Annotated in this window: 21 protein-coding genes; 17 read left to right on the top strand and 4 right to left on the bottom strand. The window is 52.7% G+C overall.

Annotated features, from left to right (window positions below; all coding sequences use genetic code 11):
• The coding region (locus RTM06_RS19435; protein WP_312184371.1) for an FUSC family protein at nt 1-1181 on the top strand (1181 nt) is incomplete at its 5' end.
• 97 nt (nt 1182-1278) lie between these two features.
• Here RTM06_RS19435 and RTM06_RS19440 read toward each other — a convergent pair.
• Complete coding sequence (locus RTM06_RS19440) at nt 1279-2715, bottom strand: 6-phospho-beta-glucosidase (RefSeq protein WP_312184372.1); 1437 nt, start codon at nt 2713-2715, stop codon at nt 1279-1281.
• An 11-nt stretch (nt 2716-2726) separates the two neighbouring features.
• The gene (ascF, locus tag RTM06_RS19445) at nt 2727-4178 is read right to left on the bottom strand and encodes a PTS cellobiose/arbutin/salicin transporter subunit IIBC (RefSeq protein WP_312184373.1); all 1452 of its coding nucleotides are present in this window, start codon (nt 4176-4178) and stop codon (nt 2727-2729) included.
• Nucleotides 4179-4428: 250 nt separating this feature from the next.
• On the opposite strand from ascF, the gene RTM06_RS19450 reads away from it, so the two are divergent.
• From RTM06_RS19450 to RTM06_RS19475, 6 genes are all read left to right on the top strand, one after another.
• Entirely contained in the window at nt 4429-5448 is a 1020-nt protein-coding gene (locus tag RTM06_RS19450; RefSeq protein WP_312184375.1) for a LacI family DNA-binding transcriptional regulator, read from the top strand.
• Between the two features lie 202 nt (nt 5449-5650).
• Entirely contained in the window at nt 5651-6721 is a 1071-nt protein-coding gene (locus tag RTM06_RS19455; RefSeq protein WP_312184377.1) for an acyltransferase, read from the top strand.
• A gap of 403 nt (nt 6722-7124) precedes the next feature.
• Complete coding sequence (locus tag RTM06_RS19460; RefSeq protein ID WP_312184378.1) at nt 7125-8642, top strand: transcription antiterminator; 1518 nt, start codon at nt 7125-7127, stop codon at nt 8640-8642.
• Nucleotides 8632-9105, top strand: coding sequence for a PTS sugar transporter subunit IIA (locus RTM06_RS19465; RefSeq protein ID WP_312184380.1), 474 nt, complete (start codon nt 8632-8634; stop codon nt 9103-9105). The genes RTM06_RS19460 and RTM06_RS19465 overlap by 11 nt, the downstream gene beginning before the upstream one ends.
• A gap of 21 nt (nt 9106-9126) precedes the next feature.
• Entirely contained in the window at nt 9127-10578 is a 1452-nt protein-coding gene (locus RTM06_RS19470) for a PTS fructose transporter subunit IIC (protein ID WP_265296699.1), read from the top strand.
• On the top strand, nt 10541-11401 hold the full coding sequence (locus tag RTM06_RS19475; protein WP_312184395.1) for a ketose-bisphosphate aldolase: 861 nt from the start codon (nt 10541-10543) through the stop codon (nt 11399-11401). Before RTM06_RS19470 ends, RTM06_RS19475 begins: the two co-directional genes overlap by 38 nt.
• Before the next feature lie 45 nt (nt 11402-11446).
• On the opposite strand, the gene RTM06_RS19480 is transcribed toward RTM06_RS19475, so the two are convergent.
• Entirely contained in the window at nt 11447-11836 is a 390-nt protein-coding gene (locus RTM06_RS19480; RefSeq protein WP_061719234.1) for an acyl-CoA thioesterase, read from the bottom strand.
• Between the two features lie 231 nt (nt 11837-12067).
• Here RTM06_RS19480 and RTM06_RS19485 point away from each other — a divergent pair, with 231 nt between their 5' ends.
• From RTM06_RS19485 to RTM06_RS19520, 8 genes are all read left to right on the top strand, one after another.
• Nucleotides 12068-12493, top strand: a complete 426-nt coding sequence (locus tag RTM06_RS19485) for a RidA family protein (protein WP_256698661.1) — start codon at nt 12068-12070, stop codon at nt 12491-12493.
• Nucleotides 12494-12506: 13 nt separating this feature from the next.
• Nucleotides 12507-13181: a DUF1028 domain-containing protein gene (locus RTM06_RS19490; protein ID WP_265296700.1), complete on the top strand. Its 675-nt coding sequence runs from the start codon at nt 12507-12509 to the stop codon at nt 13179-13181.
• An 8-nt stretch (nt 13182-13189) separates the two neighbouring features.
• Entirely contained in the window at nt 13190-14335 is a 1146-nt protein-coding gene (gene argE, locus RTM06_RS19495; RefSeq protein WP_256698663.1) for an acetylornithine deacetylase, read from the top strand.
• 40 nt (nt 14336-14375) lie between these two features.
• Complete coding sequence (locus RTM06_RS19500; protein WP_312184384.1) at nt 14376-15524, top strand: ABC transporter ATP-binding protein; 1149 nt, start codon at nt 14376-14378, stop codon at nt 15522-15524.
• Nucleotides 15525-15530: 6 nt separating this feature from the next.
• Complete coding sequence (locus RTM06_RS19505) at nt 15531-16541, top strand: NAD(P)H-quinone oxidoreductase (RefSeq protein ID WP_312184386.1); 1011 nt, start codon at nt 15531-15533, stop codon at nt 16539-16541.
• Nucleotides 16538-17149, top strand: a complete 612-nt coding sequence (locus RTM06_RS19510) for a glutathione S-transferase N-terminal domain-containing protein (protein ID WP_312184388.1) — start codon at nt 16538-16540, stop codon at nt 17147-17149. The genes RTM06_RS19505 and RTM06_RS19510 overlap by 4 nt, the downstream gene beginning before the upstream one ends.
• A gap of 64 nt (nt 17150-17213) precedes the next feature.
• The gene (locus RTM06_RS19515; RefSeq protein WP_312184390.1) at nt 17214-17663 is read left to right on the top strand and encodes a type II 3-dehydroquinate dehydratase; all 450 of its coding nucleotides are present in this window, start codon (nt 17214-17216) and stop codon (nt 17661-17663) included.
• Complete coding sequence (locus RTM06_RS19520; protein ID WP_265296704.1) at nt 17660-18589, top strand: glyoxylate/hydroxypyruvate reductase A; 930 nt, start codon at nt 17660-17662, stop codon at nt 18587-18589. The genes RTM06_RS19515 and RTM06_RS19520 overlap by 4 nt, the downstream gene beginning before the upstream one ends.
• A gap of 32 nt (nt 18590-18621) precedes the next feature.
• Here RTM06_RS19520 and RTM06_RS19525 read toward each other — a convergent pair whose 3' ends face one another.
• The gene (locus RTM06_RS19525) at nt 18622-19584 is read right to left on the bottom strand and encodes a LysR family transcriptional regulator (RefSeq protein ID WP_008106834.1); all 963 of its coding nucleotides are present in this window, start codon (nt 19582-19584) and stop codon (nt 18622-18624) included.
• Between the two features lie 79 nt (nt 19585-19663).
• On the opposite strand from RTM06_RS19525, the gene RTM06_RS19530 reads away from it, so the two are divergent.
• Together RTM06_RS19530 and RTM06_RS19535 are read left to right on the top strand one after the other, a co-directional pair.
• Nucleotides 19664-19963 carry a hypothetical protein gene (locus RTM06_RS19530; RefSeq protein WP_256698668.1) on the top strand — a complete coding sequence of 100 codons (300 nt, stop codon included), beginning with the start codon at nt 19664-19666 and terminating at the stop codon, nt 19961-19963.
• Nucleotides 19953-20447: extracellular solute-binding protein (locus RTM06_RS19535; protein WP_312184393.1), on the top strand; the 495-nt coding region annotated here is incomplete at its 3' end. The genes RTM06_RS19530 and RTM06_RS19535, both read left to right, overlap by 11 nt.

Raw genomic sequence — 20447 nt, forward strand, 5'->3', positions numbered from 1 at the left:
TCAACCTCGCCTGGCAAAACGGCGAATTACCCACCGAAAACTGGCTGCTGTTTACCGGGTTAATGGAACGTCTGGCGGATTTTGTGCGTATTGCGGGTGCTTATCAAAGCGTCGGCGGATTGGTGAGCGATCTGTCGGGCGACACCACATTGGCGCGCGGTAAACGCACGCACCGTTTTTTCGATAAAGGGTTAATCCGGCTGTCAGCGTTAACCGCTTTTTGTGCCACCTTCGGTTCCTGCTTACTGTGGATGGGAACGGGCTGGCGTGATGGCGCATCGGCACCAGTGATGGCAGCGATTCTCTGCTCACTGCTCGCCAGTCAGGATACGCCGCTGACCTCGATGAAGCTGTTTGTGCGTGGCGTGATCGTGGCAATCATTATCAGCGTGATTTACGTGGCGCTTTTGATCCCGCAAGCGACCTCATTCGAAGCCCTGATGATTTGCCTTGCGCCCGGCCTGCTGCTGCTGGCACTGATGATCGCGCGTCCTACCACCAACATGATTGGCCTGAGCGTGGCGATTCAGATTCCGGGATTTATTGGCCTCGGCCACCATCTAAAACCCGATCTGGTGCTGCTGATCAACAACGCGATTGCCACTATGGCGGGCGTAATGTTTGCAGTGATCATCACCGCCATCATGCGCAACAAACGTCCCTCATGGACTGCGCGCCGCGCCGTGCGACAAGGTCTGCGCGAGCTGTTGCGCTTTATCAAAGAGACCGAGCGCAATGGTTCGTCACTGCTGGGACGTCAACGTTTTATCAGCCTGATGCTGGATAAAGTGAACGTGGTGCTGCCGCGTTTACGCCTCGATCCGCATCCCGATATGCGTTCGGCTGGCATGTTGCTCAAGGAAGTGTGGCTAGGCGTTAACAGCTTTGACTATTACGCGCGCCACAAAGAGTTGCTGCAGCAATATCAGCTGGATAGCGGACAGATGTTTCATGAGCTGGCGCTGTTTCTTAAGCGTCGTCTGAAATCGCTGCAAACGCCGCCGCATGCGGATTTGCAGGAGGAGCTGGATTTACTGCTGCTGAAGCTGGAACGACTGGCGAAGCGCGACAAAAGGGTGCTAACGCCGCTCTTTCATCTGTTCAGTATTCGGCTCTATCTGTTCCCGCAACAAGCGTGGCCAATCGCAACGCTGCGCCAACGGGAAATTATGCAACGCTAAGCATTTATTTGCATATGTATGCAGGTGCGCATTAATGCGCACCCTACGAAAACCCCACCAAATCACCGTAGGGTCGCCATTCATGGCGACCAGGAATTTAAATCGCGTCCAGATTCCGCCCGTTGCTGGCGATCACTTGCTTGTACCACCAGAACGATTTTTTGCGGATGCGTTCAAGGCTGCCGTTGCCTTTATCATCACGATCGACATAAACAAATCCGTAGCGCTTACTCATCTCGCCGGTCGAGGCCGCCACCAAATCGATGCAGCCCCACGTGGTATAACCCATCAGCGGAATGCCATCGGCAATCGCGTCGCCCATCGCCTGAATGTGTTCCTTCAGGTAACTGATGCGGTAATCATCGTTAATCTCGCCGTCGGCGTTGATTTCATCGCGCGCGCCGAGGCCGTTTTCCACCAGGAACAGCGGCTTCTGGTAGCGGTCATACATCATGTTCATGGTGATGCGCAGGCCGAGAGGATCGATGCCCCAGCCCCAATCGCTGCGTTTGACATGCGGATTGGTCAGCGATTTCACCACGTTGGCGGCGCTGCTGTTTTGCTCGTTCATCTCTGCCGAGGCGCAGCGTGAGGCGTAATAGCTGAAGGAGACGAAATCGACGGTGTGACGCAGCGTGGCGGCATCTTCCGGTTCCATCGCAATCTCCACGCCTTTCTCGCGGAACACCCGCGCGGCATAGGAAGGGTAAGCGCCACGCGCCTGCACATCAATAAAGAACAGGTTTTCGCGATCCTTCTCCAGCGCCGCCCACACGTCTTCCGGCTTGCACGACCACGGATAGAAGTTGCCGCCCGCCAGCATGCAGCCAACCTGGTTTTCCGGGTTAATTTCATGGGCGATTTTGGTCACCAGTGCGCTTGCCACCAATTCATGATGTGCCGCCTGATACTTCACCTGCTCCGGATTTTCGCCCGGTTCGAACACCAAACCTGCGCCAGAAAACGGGCTGTGCAGCAGGATATTGATCTCGTTAAAGGTCAGCCAATACTTCACCAGGCCGTTAAATTCTTCAAAGCAGGTACGCGCGTAGCGGCTGAAAAATTCGATCATTTTACGATTGCGCCACGAACCGTATTCGGTCACCAGATGCATCGGCACATCGAAGTGGCACAGCGTCACCAGCGGCGTGATGCCATATTTCTGGCACTCTTCAAACAGGCTGCGGTAGAAGGCGATGCCTTCCGCGTTGGGCGTCAGCTCATCACCTTGCGGGTAAATACGGCTCCAGGCAATTGAGGTACGGAACACGGTGAAGCCCATTTCCGCCATCAGCGCGATATCGTCTTTGTAGCGGCGGTAAAAGTCGATGGCGTCATGGCTTGGGTAATATTCATCGCTGCGCAGTGCGAAGCGCTTCTCCTGACCCAGCTTTACCGGCATGCGATGCGCGCCGTGCGGGATCATGTCCACCGTGGTTAAGCCTTTACCGCCCGCCAGATAGCTCCCCTCTGACTGATTGGCAGCTAACGCGCCGCCCCACAAAAATCCCTCTGGAAATGTCACTTCAGACATAAAAACCTCTTTTACACCTTGGATAAATTAACGTTGGCGGGTTTGACATCATCCGTCACCGGCTTTGGCTGTGCGGGCTCGGTAACCGGAATATCTTCAAAGCCGAGAATCAACGTCAGAATGAAGGAGAGCACCACCGACAGCACCATCACGCCGCCGACCCACACGATGCTCATCGGATTGGTGGGATCGAAAAACTGCACGCTGGTGAACAAGCCGGGCGAAGCCATCGAATGGCTGGCGAGTCCACCAATACCGGCTACCGCGCCGCAGATAAAGCCACTGATCAGGCTGGCGATCAGCGGTCGTTTCAACCTGACCGCCACACCATACAACGCCGGTTCAGAAATGCCCGCGACAATCGCCGATGCCGCCGCCGCAAACGCGGTTTGACGCAGTTCTGGGTTTTTGGTTTTGAACGCCACCGCCAGCGAAGAACCACCCAGCGACAGATTGGCGCCAATTTCCGACGGCATCACCATGCCTTCTTTGCCGGTTTCAGCAATGGTTTGAATGATGGTTGGCGTAAACACGCGATGCATACCGGTCATCACCAGCAGCGGCCACAGCGCGCCCATGATCGCCACCGACAACCAGCCAAGATAGCCGTGAATGGTGTAAACCAGCGCCGAAATACCGCTACCAATCCAGATGCCGAGTGGTCCGATCAGCACAATAGCGATCGGCGCAGCCACCAGCACAATCAGCATTGGCTTGAGGAAGTTCTTGGTAACCGCCGGCGTAATGCGGTCGATCCAGTATTCAATGTGCGACAGAATCCACGTCATCACCAACGCCGGAATCACCGTGTAGGTGTATTTCACCGCCGTCACCGGGATATAGGCGAATTCCACCGCCTGACCTTGCGCCGCTTTGGCCATCAAATCGACAAAGTTGGGATGCACCAGCACGCCCGCGATGGCAATCGCCAGCGACATGTTGGTTTTGAATTTCAGCGCAGCTGAAGCGGCCACCATAATCGGCAGGAAGAAGAACGCGCCGTCACCAATCACGTTGAGGATGATCAACGTCGAGGAGCCTTTCTCCAGCACGCCGCTCATCTCCAGCACCATCGCCAGCAGCTTCACCATCGAGCCACCAATGATCGCCGGAATCAGCGGCGACATGGTGCCCACCAGCGCATCCAGAATCCCGGCACCGATGCTACGCAGGGTGATTTTGCGTTTCACAGGCGCCGCGCCGTCGCTGTTCGGTGTGCCGAGCTTCAGGACTTCCTGATAGGCGAGGTTCACGTTGTTACCAATGATCACCTGACATTGCGTATCGGTATGCACGACGCCCATCACGCCGGGAATGGCTTTCAGCACGGCGTTATCAATGTGCGTGCTGTCTTTCACCACGAAGCGCAGGCGCGTCATGCAGTGCGTCACCGCTTCGATATTGTTCAGGCCGCCGAGCGCAGCCACAATGGCGCGCGAGACGTCCGCATAATTTTTAGCCATGGATTTTTGATCTCTGATTATTTGGTAGAGGTACAGCGGTTTTCTGCGTGATTTTTAATCATGAGAAACCGGTTTCACAAAATCATGAAGATGTGATGTAAACCAGGCAAGAGATTTAAAATTCAATGATCGAAAGTGTGAAGTTGATCGCTGTGAGTGAAAGGGCGCTGATAAGGGGATGGCAGAAAAATTGCCGTACATTTCGTCGCTTAGGTACACTGATGCGATGAGCATCGAAAAAGAGTGAAACATGGCGACCATAATCGAGGTGGCAAAAGTAGCCGGCGTATCAAAAGCAACCGTTTCGCGCGTGTTGTCTGGCAATGGTTATGTCAGCCAGGAAAAACGCGACAAGGTGTATCAGGCGATTGCTGCCACCGATTTCCGCCCTAACTTGCTGGCGCGCAATCTGGCAACCAAATCCAGCCAGACGATTGGGCTGGTGATTACCAACACTTTGTATACCGGCAGCTACTTCACCGAGTTGATGCAGCACTCCGCGCGCCTGATGGAACAGCAGGGACGTCAGCTGCTGTTAGTGGATGGTAAACACAGCGCCGAAGAGGAGCGCGCAGCCATTCAGTTCCTGCTCGATTTGCGTTGCGATGGTGTGATTATCTATCCGCGTTTTCTCACCACCGATGAAATGGACAACATCATCGCGCAGCATAAACACCCGATATTGGTGATTAACCGTCGTCTACGACAGCACGACAGTTACTGCATCTATTCCGATCAACAGCGCAGCAGCAGCGCTGCGGTGGAGCAGCTGATTGCGCTGGGTCATCGAGATATTGCCTTTATCACCGGTTCGCTGGATTCGCCGACCGGGCGTGAACGTTTGGCGGGCTACCAGGCAGCGCTGACCAAACATGGTATTCCAATTAATGATGCGCTGGTGGTCGAAGGAAAATGGCAGGCGCAAAACGGCATGGCAGCGGTGGAACAGTTGCTGAAGCTGGGAAGGAATTTCTCAGCGCTGGTGGCCAGCAACGATGATATGGCGGTGGGCGCGCTCAAAGCGCTGGCGGCAGCGCAGATTGCCGTTCCTGCACAAGTGGCGGTGATCGGGTTCGATGATATCCCGCTGGCGCCGTTTACTATTCCGGCGTTATCCAGTGTGAAAATGCCGGTCACAGAGATGATTAAGGAAACCATCGAACGTTTGATTTCTATGCTGGACGGCGGCGAAATGCGCAATGACAAAACCTTCTCTGGCGAATTAATTTTGCGTGAATCTGTTGGGCCGGGACCGCATCACAATCTGTAATTGAAAATTTGATTTTCTAATTCCATTAATTTAGTCATTGATACTTGATGGAAATAGGATTGTTTCTCCATTAATAAATGGCTTTCTTTTTTAAAGAGACTCTTATTTCAATCTGCGTTAATCAGAATTAGCCTGATTGATTGTAAAACTCTGTCAATGCTAATTTGACTTTACTCATCCAGTCATCTTTCCTGAGGGAATTATGCACGCACGTATAACGCACCTTGATGGTATGCGCGGCCTGGCGATCCTGTTAGTTATCGGTTACCACGCTTACGCACGATGGCCGGAATTATTGCCTTATGTCGCGCAAACACAACATATCCCACTTTTCAGCTTTGGCTGGCTCGGCGTAGAACTATTTTTCATGATTTCAGGATTTGTCATTTTTATGACGCTGGATAAATCCAACAGCTATATCAGTTTCCTGAAAAAGCGTTGGCTGCGGCTGTTTCCCGCGATGTTTATTGCCAGCATGCTGCTTTTCGCGCTAGGCGGTTTCTTCCCGGAATGGTCAGCCATGACGCCGTACGTCAGGAATCTGCTGCCTGGATTGATATTTACCAATCCGGAAACTCTGACACAATTAACCGGCATTGAATTTAAATCGATGGCAGGATCGTTCTGGTCACTGTATGTCGAAGCGGTTTTCTATCTGATTATTGGCGCCGTTTACTTTACTCTGGGCCGGAAATATTGCTTGCCTGCTTTACTGGTGCCAATGTTGCTGTTATCCGCTTCGTCGGTATTAAAATCGCTCGGGCATCCGATGCTTATCGATATAATTTCCAAGTTTGGTTTTATACATTATTCCTGGTTTATGGTGGGTTGCCTGGTTTATGAACGTATGCACGGTCGCGATAAATTGTTTCACTACGCTCTCGTCGTCGTTGCAATGTTGATTAACATTAGTTATTTCGTGAAAAATGCTGGTGTGATGACCGTGATTCCGTTGCTGATGGTGCTGGTGTTCTTTGTTGCCAGTTTCTACTCAAAGCAGATGGAGCGCTGGCTTTCGATACGCTTCCTGACGGCTGTTGGATTTGCCAGTTACGCATTTTATCTGATTCATGAAAACCTGATGATCGCCACGCTGATTAAACTTAACGTCTATATCAAGAGTGAAGTTGTCATGCTGCTGATGCCTATCGTGGTGGCCTGCGTGCTGTACTACATTGCTTTCCTGATAACAAAATATGCCGAACCGGCACTGCGTAATATGCTAAAGGGGAAACGCATCCCCGCAGCGCCGCAATCCGGCGCAGGAGCGTAATCTCACTAATTTCCATACATATCAAATCATAGGGTCGCCATTTATGGCGACCTAAATAATTTTCGCGCAAAGCATTAAATTCATTAAACCCAGACATCAATTGCTGGAGAAAGTAGTCGCTATCTGCGATTAGCATGACGATGCCCATCACACTTCCTGCATTTCCCAGATCGTTTTTATAAGTTATTTTGAAAAATGATAACCTCGTCAAAATAATCCCTCAGATATTATTTCGAATTAAGCTCGCGCATAGTTCAAATCTGTTTTCGCCTTATCAGTTGTGATGAAGTGTTCAACGATATGTCCATCTTCTGCCCATCATTTAGTATTTTCCTCGTTGCTTATCTCTCGTATAAACGTATCCATGGTGGGTAACGGTGAAAAACAACCAAGGGCGTCAAGAATGACAGCACTGAACCAACGACAAAACGGAATTATTGATTTTCTGATCGCAGAGAATGATTGGGTTCCGGCGAATCGGGTTGCCGAATTTCTCGACATTTCTGTCAGTACGCTGCGAAGAGATATTGAAGTTATCAATGAATTTTGTTCTGACGATCAACGTCGCATCATTAGTAAGCCAGGATTAGGTTTGCGCTTTGATGGCGGATCGGTTTTCTCGCGCGGCACAGCAGTTATCTCTGAACAGCATCATGAAATATTGGGCACTAAACGTCTGGTCGGCATTTCTACTGATTTATTGACGCAATCACCCGCGCCATTATCACTCAGCGCGCTGTCGGAGAAATTTTTTGTTAGCCGATCTTCAATTGTAGAAGATTTGAAAAAGGTCGAGGCCTGGCTGGCTACATTCGCTTTGACGTTGATTCGCGACCATTCAGGCACCTATATCCAAGGTAACGATCTGGATATACGTATGGCGTTAAAAGATATCATCACCGTAAGTGTATTAAGTCAGTATCAAACAGCGGATAGCCGAATTGACCGTTTTTCCAGAACCAAATTAGTCGATCAATTTGGCAAGGTGAACGTGGATAATTGCATCTCGCTCATTGGTTTAATTGAAGATGAATTAACCTGTGCCATCAGTGAGCCTTATTACACCAATCTCTTTTCACATCTGCTGGTGACGATTCGACGTGCGGCGGGCCTTACGGCGCAATCGGACGTACAAACCTATACGCGACACGAGGGCAAGGAGTGGACGATTGCCGAGAAAGCCGTGAGCTGGTTGCAGGATGAGTACCGAATGATCTTACCGGCGATTGAAGTGAGTTATATCTACCAATATCTGATTTCATCAGGCCGCCATACGTTGACGCCAGTTGATAGCCTTCCGCTACCACTCAACAGCGAGGCCGACCGCTATGCCGAGAGACTGATTCGTGAATCATCCGAGGATCTGGGCCTTGACCTTAGCCTGGATAACAAACTGCGTCACGATTTAGCTCAGCATATTAAGCCGATGCTCAATCGACTTGCCTATGGCATCGCTATCCATAATCCATTGCTGGATGAAATTAAAAGTGAGCTGGGTAGCGCCTTTAATGCGGTAAAAAAGGCAGCTGACCGTATTAATCAAAAATATGGCTATGCGGATATCTCGGATGATGAAGTGGCTTATCTGACGATTTACCTACAAACCGCGCTGGATAAATTCCGTGCTGCTAAGAAGATCATTATCGTTTGCTCCAGTGGTGTAGGAACATCGCAGTTGTTATCCAGTCGTATCAATCGTGCGTTTCCCGAATGGGAAATTATTGCCATCGTTCCCGGCAGTCAGCTCTCGAGCACACTGGAAATGAAGGCGTGCGATTTAATTATCTCAACCATCAAATTAGAGGATGTTGAGTTACCGGTTGCCTATGTCTCGGCAATTTTCTCTAAGAAAGATATTGCGCGAGTTTCAGAAAGACTTTTTTCTGATGAAAATATGAAGGAGAAACATCATGCTGGATAAAGTGATCGTGTCAGATATTTTAACCCGCTCATGTGTGGTTACCGATTTAGTGGCGAGTAATAAAATTGAGGTGATAGAGGCATTATCTTCGCTGCTTTATGCTGAGAGTATTATTAATGATAAAGCCTTATTTATTCAGGATGTGATGGCGCGAGAAGCGCTGGGGCCAACCGGATTTGATAATCTGGTGGCGATACCTCACGGTAAATCGGTGGCAGTAAATGAAACCCGCATGGCGGTGGCTAATTTACGCACGCCGGTTGACTGGGAAACTGAAGAGGACGTAGCGGTAAAACTGGTGATTTTATTTGCGGTACGCAATGCCGACAGCGGCATTGGTCATATTAAAGTATTAGCCCGTGTGTCTGTGGCATTGGGTGATGATGAGATTGTTGAACGATTAATTAATGCCAAAACCAATGAAGAGTTGTATCGGCTAATCGTCAATAATACCGGAGTATAAACTTTTTACCTGGAGTTTATAATGAAACTGATCGCTATTACCGCCTGTCCGACAGGCGTCGCCCACACTTACATTGCAGAAGCCAATCTGAAAAAAAGTGCAGCGAAGATGGGCATCGACATTGTAGTTGAAACCCACGGCGCGGTGGAGAGTGAATATCACTTCACTCAGGATGATATTAGCCAGGCGGATGCAGTATTGATCGCTGCCGATAAAGTCATCGATTTACGCCGATTTAAGGGAAAGCGCATATTTAAAGTACCGGTGGCGCGCGCGGCGAAAGATGCCAGCGGATTATTAAGCAATATTATGAGCGGCGCGCTAAAGCCGGAGATGAACAGCAATAGCGAAGCGTTAAACAGCGATGATAGCGAGACGCAGAGCGGAAAATCCACCTTGTCGCAGCTCTATATTCATCTCATTACCGGCGTTAATCTGATGATTCCGTTTGTGATAGCCGGAGGCATATTAATTGCCCTCAGCTTTTCCTTTGGTATTACTGCAGCAACGCCAGGCGATGCGAATTTCAGTCCGATTGCAAAAATGTTGTCTGATATCGGTGGCGGTGCGGCTTTCGCGCTGATGTTGCCGATTCTGTCGCTCGGCATCAGTAAATCAATCAGTGGCAATCTGGGTATTGTGTCTGGCGCGGTCGGCGGCATGCTCGCAGTGCACACCGGTGCGGGCTTTCTTGGGGCGCTATTTGCCGGCTTCCTCGCCGGATATATCACGTTGCTGGTAGTGAAATATATTCATCTGCCTAAGGCGATTGCGGGTTTAAAACCGATTCTGATTGTGCCACTGCTTACGGTGTTATTAACCGGCGCATTAATGATTTTAGTTATCGGTCAGCCCATCAGAATGTTGCTGGAAGCGCTGACCGCTTTCCTGCAAAGCATGGGCAACATGAATGCCGCCATTATGGGGTTAATGATTGGCGTAATGGTCGCATTTGATATGGGCGGCCCGTTAAACAAAACCGTGTGCATGTTTGCCATCGGGTTAATGTCCACCGGCATTTATGAACCTATCGCCGCCTGTATGGCGGCTGGCATGGTTCCGCCATTAGGCATTGCGCTGGCTACCACGCTGTTTGGCCGCAAATTCACTGCTCAAGAGCGCGAAACCGGCAAAGTTACCTATGTATTAGGACTGTCATTTATCACTGAAGGCGCAATTCCCTATGCGGTATCCGATCCGCTGCGCGTGATTCCCGCAATTTGTGCCGGTTCAGGTTTAGCGGGTGCGCTCTCCATGGCGTTAGGTTGCGCTTCACGCGCACCGCACGGCGGCGTGTTCGTCCTGTTTATCCCCAATGTGATTACACATGTATTGGCCTATATGTTTGCGATTGCTGCGGGTGCGGTTTTCACCGCAGTAATCCTGCGATTTATTAAGAAAGACGTAAATGAAACCCTTACCGAAGGAGTGAATGATGTTAATCAACATGAAGAATCTTTTGAGCGTGGCTAGGAATAATAAGTTTGGTGTCGGCGCTTTTAATATAGCCTCCGCTGAGTTTGCTCGTCTGGTAATTGAAGTGGCGGAAGAACTTAAATCACCGGTTATTCTGGAAGTACACCCGGTAGAACATGATTTCGTGGGTGATGCTTTTATTGTTTATCTACGTGAGTTAGGCGCTAAAGCCAGCGTGCCGGTGGTGATTCATCAGGATCACGGTCAATCGCTGGAGCACAATATTAAAGCCATTCAAACCGGCTACACCTCGGTGATGATTGATGCTTCTTTGCTGCCATTTGAAGAGAATATTGCGCTGACGCGTAAAATGACGGAAATCGCTCACGCTGCGGATGTGTCGGTGGAAGCGGAATTGGGCACCATCGGCGTAGCGGAGGGGAGTGCGGAAGGCGGCCACAGCGAAATCCTCTTTACCGATCCCGATCAGGCAGAACGCTTTGTCAAAGAGACCGGCGTGGATACCTTAGCGGTTGCTATTGGTACATCGCACGGGCTTTATCCAGCCGGTAAACAACCAAAGCTGGATATTCCCCGCTTGAAAGAGATTGCCGCACGCGTGGATATTCCGCTGGTATTGCATGGTGGTTCCGGCAATAAAGACAGCGAAGTTGCCGAAGCTATTGAACATGGCGTCAGTAAAATCAATATTTCCAGCGATATGAAGAAAGCCTTTTTTGTCATGCTGGAAGATGAGATTAAACGCGGTGGGCATGAACCGAGTGAATTGTTCCTGAAACCGATTGCCGCTGCAAAAGAGGTGGTCGCGCATAAGATGCGGTTGTTCTCTTCAGTGGGTAAAGCCGAACTCTATGGCTGAATGTACGTAGGGTCGCCATTCATGGCGACCCTTACCAAAACCGCATCAAGCATCCGCTAACGCGTTCATCACTGCATCAGGCATGGAAGGGCGTCCATTCTGCAGGCAGGTGGCAACAAACGTCGCATCGGCATACACCACGCCATTGACTAGAATCTGCTGTACAAAATTAACGCGATTGCGTTTCTCATTCTTCGCCAGCACACAGGTCACTTCAACCTGGTCACCTTTTACCAGGCTCTTACGAAAGCGCAGGGAATACTCCAGCACCATGTAAATTTTGCCCTGCTTAAACTCTTCTTCCATATCGATACCCAAGGCTTCACGCATGTAAGCATGGCGTGTCCACTCCATATAAAACGGATAGTAGAGGCCATCGACCACGCCCTGAAAATCAATGTGTTTTTCATCAACCTCATACTGCTTTGTAAACATTTTTATATCCTTATCTGAGAGTTAGCTGAAGAAGGAGGGTGGTATACCGCAGAACGCGCGCCCGGTAAACGCCGGTTAAGCGGCTGGTGATGATGATCACAATTTAATGCTAAAAATCATCACCGCGAGCTCCTTCGGATTTTTTAAAGCAACACCTCGGTTAATGCTGTTTTCACTGCCACGCGTGGGAAGGTATACCTTGCGCAAACCCTTTTCGCATAGCAGGCAAGCATGACCACACATACTCGCATCCGTAAATTCAACACTAAAGAAACCTATCCCAATCAGGCGCTGGATAACGATCTCTGTCAGGCGGTGCGCGCGGGCAACACCGTGTATGTCCGTGGACAGATTGGCACTGACTTTGCGGGCAATCTGGTGGGATTAGGCGATCCCGCCGCGCAAGCCGATCAGGCGATGAAGAACGTTAAACAGCTACTGGAAGAAGCGGGTAGCGACTTGTCGCACATCGTTAAAACCACCACCTACATCATCGACCCACGTTATCGCGAGCCGGTGTATCAGGTGGTGGGTAAATGGCTGAAAGGTGTGTTCCCAATCTCCACCGGCTTGGTGATTTCCGGTTTAGGTCAGCCGCAATGGTTGATGGAAATCGATGTGATCGCGGTAATCCCAGACGACTGGCAAGCGGAATAAGAGGCGGGAGACGATGACGTTATCCATTGTGGGACGCTGTGACGAAACCGGCCAAATCGGCATTGCCATTAGCTCATCCAGCATTGCGGTGGGTGCACGTTGCCCATGGCTGCGCTCAGCGGTAGGCGCGGTATCAACTCAAAACATCACCTTACCGGCGTTAGGTCCGCGCATTCTTGATCGCCTGCAACAAGGCGATAGCGCAGAAGCCGCGCTTAAAGCCGGTTTGGCCAGCGATGAATATCACCATTATCGCCAGGTGACGGTGTTAGCCGCGAATGGCCAGACCGCCTGCTTTAGCGGCGATAAAACCCTTGGCATTAATAACACGCAAACCGGTCATCACTGCGTGGCGGCGGGTAATTTGCTGGCTAACCCTGAGGTGATTCCGGCAATGGTAGGCGCCTTCGAGCAGCATTCCGGCCATTTAGCTGAGCGCTTAATCGCGGCGATGCAGGCGGGCATGCAGGCCGGCGGTGAAGCGGGGCCGGTGCACTCCTCGGCATTGTCGATCGTTGATGATCAGGTGTGGCCAATTGTCGATCTGCGCGTTGACTGGACGGAAGGCGATGCGATTGGCGAACTCAACCAGCTGTGGCTGGCCTATCAACCGCAAATGAACGATTACGTGACGCGCGCCATCGATCCAACGAAGGCACCCCGTTACGGCGTGCCGGGCGACGAGTAGGAGTTCCCATGTTTACCAGCCGACAACTGCTTGAAAAGCTGGTGGCGTTTGACACCACCAGCCGTGAATCCAACCTGGCATTGATCGATTTCGTCTGGCGATACCTGAGTGATCTGGGTGTGAGCTGTGAGCTGATCCACAACGCAGAACGCAGTAAAGCCAATTTGTATGCGCGCCTTGGGCCCGCTGGCGATGGCGGCGTGATGCTGTCCGGCCACAGCGATGTGGTGCCGGTGGATGGGCAAAACTGGAGCGTGCCGCCGTTTGTACTGACCGAACGTGATGGCAAGTTATACGGCCGCGGCACCACCGATATGAAAGGCTACATCGCCTGCATGCTGGCGGCAGTGCCCCATTTTCTGGCACAACCCCTTACACAGCCGCTGCATCTGGCGATCTCCTACGACGAAGAGGTCGGCTGCCTTGGCGTGCGCACTTTGCTGGATGCGCTGGCGCAGCGCCCGGAAAAACCGGCCATCTGCCTGATCGGTGAACCTACTGAACTGCAACCGGTGCTGGGTCATAAGGGCAAATTGGGCGTGCGCTGTGAAGTGAAGGGTGCGGCTTGCCATTCGGCCTATGCGCCGCAGGGCGTCAATGCCATCGAATATGCCGCGAGATTGATCCAGCAGTTAACGGCGATTGGCGAGCGGAAGGCACAACATCAGGATTCTCGTTTTGATCCGCCATTTACCACCGTACAAACCGGCATCATCAGCGGCGGCCGCGCATTGAATATAGTGCCCGCCGAATGCGCCTTTGATTTCGAAGTGCGCACCTTGCCGCAGGATGATGCGCAAGCCATCGCCGATGAGCTGGATGCGTTTGCGCAAACAGAGTTGGTGCCACGCATGCAGGCCATCGCAGCGGACAGCGCGATCCGTTTTTATCCGATCAGCGGCTATCCAGGATTATTGACTGATGCCCAAAGTGAGGCCGCGCGACTGATCGCCTATTTAACTCAATCCAGCGACTTCAGTACCGTCGCATTTGGCACCGAAGGCGGCTTATTCCATCAGGCCGGTATTCCCAGCGTGATTTGTGGGCCAGGCAGCATGGCGCAAGGTCATAAACCCGACGAATTCATCAGCATCGCGCAGTTAGATGCCTGTGACGCCATGTTGCAACGCTTAGCCGCATGGATGAGTCAATAATTTCCGTGACGTTGTCACGCAAGACAGTTTTGGAGAGTTCATGGTCAGTGCAGAAATTACCCGATTCCCGCAGCCCGATATGCCGCATCTATCAGCGAAAGCCAGTAACGTCGCCGTGCAGTTAGATGGCGTGCTGAAAAGATTTGGCGACGCTATCGCGCTGCACAAAATTTCCCTGACCATTGAAGAAGGGGAATTTATAACGCTGCTCGGCCCGTCGGGCTGTGGCAAAACCACGCTGCTAAACCTGATGGCTGGTTTTGCGGAAGCCGACGGCGGCGAGATTTTTATTGATGGTGAGTTGGTGACCGAAATTCCACCTTACCAGCGTGAAATCGGCATCGTATTCCAAAACTACGCGCTGTTCCCGCATATGACGGTAGAGAAAAACGTCGGGTACGGCCTGCGTATGCGCGGCGTGCCTAAGGCCGAAATCGCCGAGCGGGTTGAGCAAGCATTAGCCTTGGTCAAGCTGGCAGGTTACGGCCATCGCAAGCCACGTGAACTCTCCGGCGGACAACAGCAGCGCGTGGCGCTGGCGCGTGCGCTGGTGATCCGGCCCAAAGTCTTGTTGCTGGATGAGCCGTTTTCCGCGCTGGATAAAAATCTGCGTTTATCAATGCAGGTCGAACTGAAAGCGATCCAGCGCAAATTGGGCGTCACCACGGTGTTTGTCACCCACGATCAGGGCGAAGCGCTGAGCATGAGCGATCGCGTGGTGGTGATGTCAGCGGGGCACGTGCGCCAAATCGGTACGCCAGATGAGATCTATCGCCAGCCGCGCGATCCTTTTGTGGCGGGCTTTGTCGGTGACGTCAATATTCTGCCGGGACGTTATGCTGGACGCGATCACACGGCGGTGCTTGAGCTGGGGGGCAACGCGCTGCGTCTGCCACCAGAGCGTGTTCAGGCGAATGTTGGCGAGCGTCTGGATGTGTATGTGCGCCCGGAAAACATTCAGTTGGGGCCGCTGTCTTCGCACTCCTTCCTGAGCGCCACGGTGATCACCCATGTGTTTCAGGGCGATCACGTTGACGTGCATCTTGATGTGCCGGCGCTCGGCAGCGCATCGCTGTTTGCGCGTCAGTCTGGGCTCGATTCCCTGACGCGCTGGCCGGTTGGCAGCGTGCTGGGAATCACCTTTGATGATGAAGGCGTGTGCGCTTTTACCACCGCTAAGCAGGGATAAGCTCCGATGTTGCCTGAAATGATGAAAGCAGTAATAGCCAGCCAGCCGGGTGGCGCAGAGGTTTTAACGGTTGTGGAGCGTGCTGTGCCACAACCTGCGGCGGGCGAAGTGCTGATTCGTGTCGCCAGCGCGGGTGTTAATCGTCCGGATATTATGCAGCGCAACGGTATGCCCATTCCGCCGGGATCGACAGATGTGTTAGGTCTGGAAGTGGCAGGTGACGTGGTGGCGTTGGGTGCAGACGTTATTGGCTTCGCCATCGGTGACGCGGTGATGGCGCTGCTCAACGGTGGCGGTTATGCCGAATATTGCGTGGCGCGCGCTGAGTTGTGTTTGCCGCTGCCCGATAATCTGCCGTTGTCGCATGCCGCAGCCGTACCCGAAGCGGCGTTTACCGTGTGGCACAACCTGTTTGAGTTGGGGCGCTTAGCACCCGGCGAAACCGTGCTGATTCACGGTGCTGCTAGCGGCGTCGGCACTTTTGCCATTCAATGTGCGCAGGCCTGTGGCGCGCGTGTGATTGCCACCGCAGGCGGTGCTGACAAAATCGCAGCACTGCAACAGATTGGCGTCTGGCGCGCCATTGATCGTCATAAAGAGGATTTTGTCGCGGTGATTGCAGCGGAAACCGCAGGTCGTGGCGTGGATGTGGTGCTGGATAACGTCGGCGGTGATTACGTGGCGCGTAATCTTAGCGTATTAGCGCAGGGCGGACGTCATGTGAGTTTGTCATTTATGCAGGGCGCGAAGATCGAACTCGATCTGCAATTGGTGATGCGAAAAGGATTGAGTTTGACTTCTTCCACGCTGCGCCCCAAAAGCGCGGCTGAAAAGGCGCGCCTGGCTGAGTGCATCCGCAAGCATCTGCTGCCGCTCATCGCCGCAGGCAAAATCGTCCCCACGCTGCATCAAGTTTTGCCGCTGGCGCAGGCGGCCGATGCGCATCGCATCCTTGAAGCCAACGCCAACATTGGCAAAGTGCTGCTCAGCGTGGATCAGCCGGGAGCGCTGACATGATGCGACTGTTTTACGCCACTACATCCGCTTATGTGCGCAAAGTGATGGTTACTGCACATTGTCTTGGGCTGACTCATGAGATTGAGCTGTTAGATTCCGCGGCACATCCGACTGAACGTGACGAGCGCATTGCCACCTTTAATCCGTTAGCTAAAGTGCCGGCGCTGCGCACGGAAGAAGGGTTGTGCCTGTACGACAGCCGTGTGATTTGTGAATACCTAATTACTCGCGCGCAGGGCGATTTGTTGCCATCGCACGGTGACACGCGTTGGATCACCTTATCGCGGCAGGCGTTAGGCGATGGTTTGGTCGATGCCGCTTTGCTGGCGCGTTATGAATTCAGCGCGCGTCCAGCGGAAAAGCAGTGGCAAGGTTGGGCCGATGGACAATTGAAGAAAGTCAGTGCCGCGTTGGCGGAAATTGAACGCCATGTTAGTGGTTTTAGCACTCAGCCTGACAATCTTGGTGTGATTGCTATCGGCTGCGCGCTCGGTTATCTCGATTTCCGCTTTGCCGACCTTAACTGGCGAACAAACCATCCGCTGACTGCCGCCTGGTTTGCCCTGTTCGATGCCCATCCAGCGATGGCCAGCACGCGCCCACATTGATCCCTGTAAATCGTCATTCGGTCACCATAAATGGCGACCACCGCATAGCGACTTAGGAACTCACATGAATCAGCAAATCTATTTCCTCAACGGCCCGAACGCTAACCTGTACGGCATGGACAAAAGCGGCACCTACGGCACAGAAAGCTTTGCCAGCATCGGTGAACGCTGCCAGCGCCGGGCGGCTTCGCACAATATCACGCTGCAATTTCGCCAGAGCAATCACGAAGGCGTGTTGGTTGACTGGATTCAGGAAGCACGACAGCAGGCCGCCGGATTGATCATCAACGCCGCTGGTTTAACCTACAGTTCGGTGCCAATCCTTGATGCGTTACTGATGTTTGATGGCCCGATCATCGAAGCGCACATGAGCAACATCTGGCAACGCGAGCCGTTCCGCCATCATTCAATGGTATCAAAAGCCGCCACCGGCGTGATTGCCGGCTTGGGCGTGATCGGTTACGAACTTGCGATTGATGCGGTGGTCGAGTTGATTAAGGCGCATGCGGCATGAGTGCCTTGGTGTTTTACAGCGAGTTCGACAGCTTTGAACAGTGGTCAGCGTTGCTCGCGCCGCATCTGCCGGGCGTGAATATCTGTCGCGCAGAAGAGGTGCAAAACGTCGAGGAAGTACATTTCGCGTTGGTGTGGAAACCGCCGCACGGCTTTTTCGCTGCATACCGCAACCTGAAACTGTTGGTGAATCTGGGTGCGGGCGTTGATTCGCTGGTCGGACGCGATGATTTGCCGGATATCCCGATTGTTCGTTTGTCTGACCCGCACATGGCGCGCATGATGGCCAGCTTCGTGCTGTTTGCCGTGCTGCGTTATGTGCGCGATATTCCGGCGTTTGAGCGGGCACAACGTGAACGGCGCTGGCATTACGTGCATCCGCGTTCACCGGAAACCGTGCGCGTTGGCGTGCTGGGATTGGGTGAGTTGGGCGCGCACGCCGCGCAGGAGTTGGTGCGTCAGGGATTGGATGTGCGTGGCTGGTCGCGATCGCAAAAAACCATCGACGGCATTTCCTGTAGCAGCGGAATAGAGGCGCTGGATGATTTCCTCGCCAGCAGCGATATTTTGGTGGTGATGCTGCCGCTCACGCCGCAAACTCAGGGATTGCTGAGTGCTGAACGGTTAGCACTCTTACCGCCCGGTAGCGCGTTTATTAATGTGTCGCGCGGGGCGATTGTCGATCAGGTGGCGTTAACACAAGCGCTGCAGCGTGGGGATATTGGTCAAGCCACGCTGGATGTATTCGACCGCGAACCGTTGCCGCCGGAAGATGCGCTGTGGGCGATGGATAATGTGTTGATTACGCCGCATCTGGCGTCGGTCGCCATTCCCGCCAGCGCCGCACCGCAGGTTGCCGAAAATATCCAGCGCGCCGCGCGTGGTGAACCGGTGTTGCATCAGGTATTCCCGCAGCAGGGATATTAATCGGTGGTCGCCATTTACGGCGACCAACATCATCACGCCACCCGCACCACTTGTGGATCGAAATAACTCGGTGCCGCCATGCCGGGAATATATTGGTCGGAAATAAACATGCGGCAACGCTCGGCAAACGCGCTCACCACCATGGATTGCTGTACGTGCGCCATGGTGGCATAACCCAACTGCATCGCCTTGTTAACGCCCGCCAACCGCACGCGAATCAGGCGTTTACCATCCTGCGACAAGTGCGCTTTGGGTCTCACGTTGGCGATACCAAAGCCAACACCGTTCGCCACCATCGCGCGCACCGTTTCCATACTGCTGGATCGCATCACCACATTTGGCGTCACACCGGCTTCGCTGAACAAGCCAAGAAAATATTCCCGACTCCACGGCATATCCAGCAGCACCATAGGCACTTCAGCCAGATCCTGGATCGATACCGCAGATTGCGTGGCGAACGGATGATGCTCACCCACCATCACATAGGGCGGCAGCTGCGCCAGCGACTGGAAAGTGACATCGCTGGCGGGCACCAAATCATAGGTAAGGGCGATATCGATATCGGCTGAGCGCAGCTGTTTTAACAGCAACTCATGATTGCCCTCCACCAGCGAGATGCGCACGCCGGGAAAGGCGCGGCCAAAACCAAACACCAGTTCCGGCGTCAACATCGGCGCTAGCGTATCAAGGCAACCAACGCGCAGCGGGCCGCGCACGTTGTTCATCGATTCCGACGCGATGGTGTAGAGATTCGACATCTGTTCGAGGATCAGTTTGGCCTCTTTCAATACCTGATGGCCGATTGCGGTGAGTGAAACGCCTTGGGCGTGGTGACGCACAAACAGCTGCACGCCAAGCTCAGACTCAATATGGGTGATGGCTGCGGAAATCGACGGTGAGGAGACGTGAATACGCTCCGAGGCGCCAATAATGCTGCCCGCTTCACCGGAAGCGACAAAATATTCCAGCTGACGCTGGGTGATGCGACTGAGCATGCAGGTTCTCCTGAGATCGCTGACACGCTCATGTCGCGTCAGTCATTCTAATAGTGTCGATTTAGCTCAAGCATTTCTCATGCCAAATTCCGACTCACAGCATAATCACCTGTTCATGCGCCAGCGCCCATTCGCTTCTGCCTCACTACTGCTTAAGAAAATCCTTGCTAAGCAGGCTGCTTTTTTAGCCTCAGAAATTCTGATGCAACAGCGAGGGAAATGCTGTTTTACCCAATCTCAACGCAACGGCATTATCGCTTCAACACCCGAGAACCGCCTTCGCACTGTTTTAGTGCATTGCGACGCGATGGACCAGACGGTGGTGCAAAGCAGCTATAACAGCCATTTCATTCATTGGGGACGAAAATATGTTGCGTAAGATTGGTGCCTTAACGTTATTGACCACGTGTGTATTGAGCGCAGGGAATGCGATGGCCGCAGATAAGCTGATTGTCAGCACCTGGGGCGGCAGCTTTAAAGATCTGATTGATCAAACCATCGCCAAAGAGTTCACCAAAGAAACCGGCGTAGAAGTGCAGTTTGTCACTGGCGGCACCATTGATCGCCTAAATAAAGCCAAGCTGGCGGGCGGCTCGCCGGAAACCGACGTCACCTTTACCACCGCGCATGTCGGTTATCTGTATGCCAACAGCGGCCTGTTCGAAAAGCTCGACATGAGCAAAATCCCTAACGCGGTGAATCTGGTCCAGCAGGCCAAAGTCAGCCCGTATCACCTTGGCGTGTGGGGCTACGTTTACACCATCGGCTATCGTCCAGATTTAGTACCGAAGGGCGAAGAATTTACCAGCTGGAACGATCTGTGGCATCCAGAACTGAAAAGCTCGATTGCGCTGCCAGACTGG

Source organism: Pantoea sp. CTOTU46764 (assembly GCF_031974595.1).
Taxonomy (GTDB): Bacteria; Pseudomonadota; Gammaproteobacteria; order Enterobacterales; family Enterobacteriaceae; genus Pantoea; species Pantoea trifolii.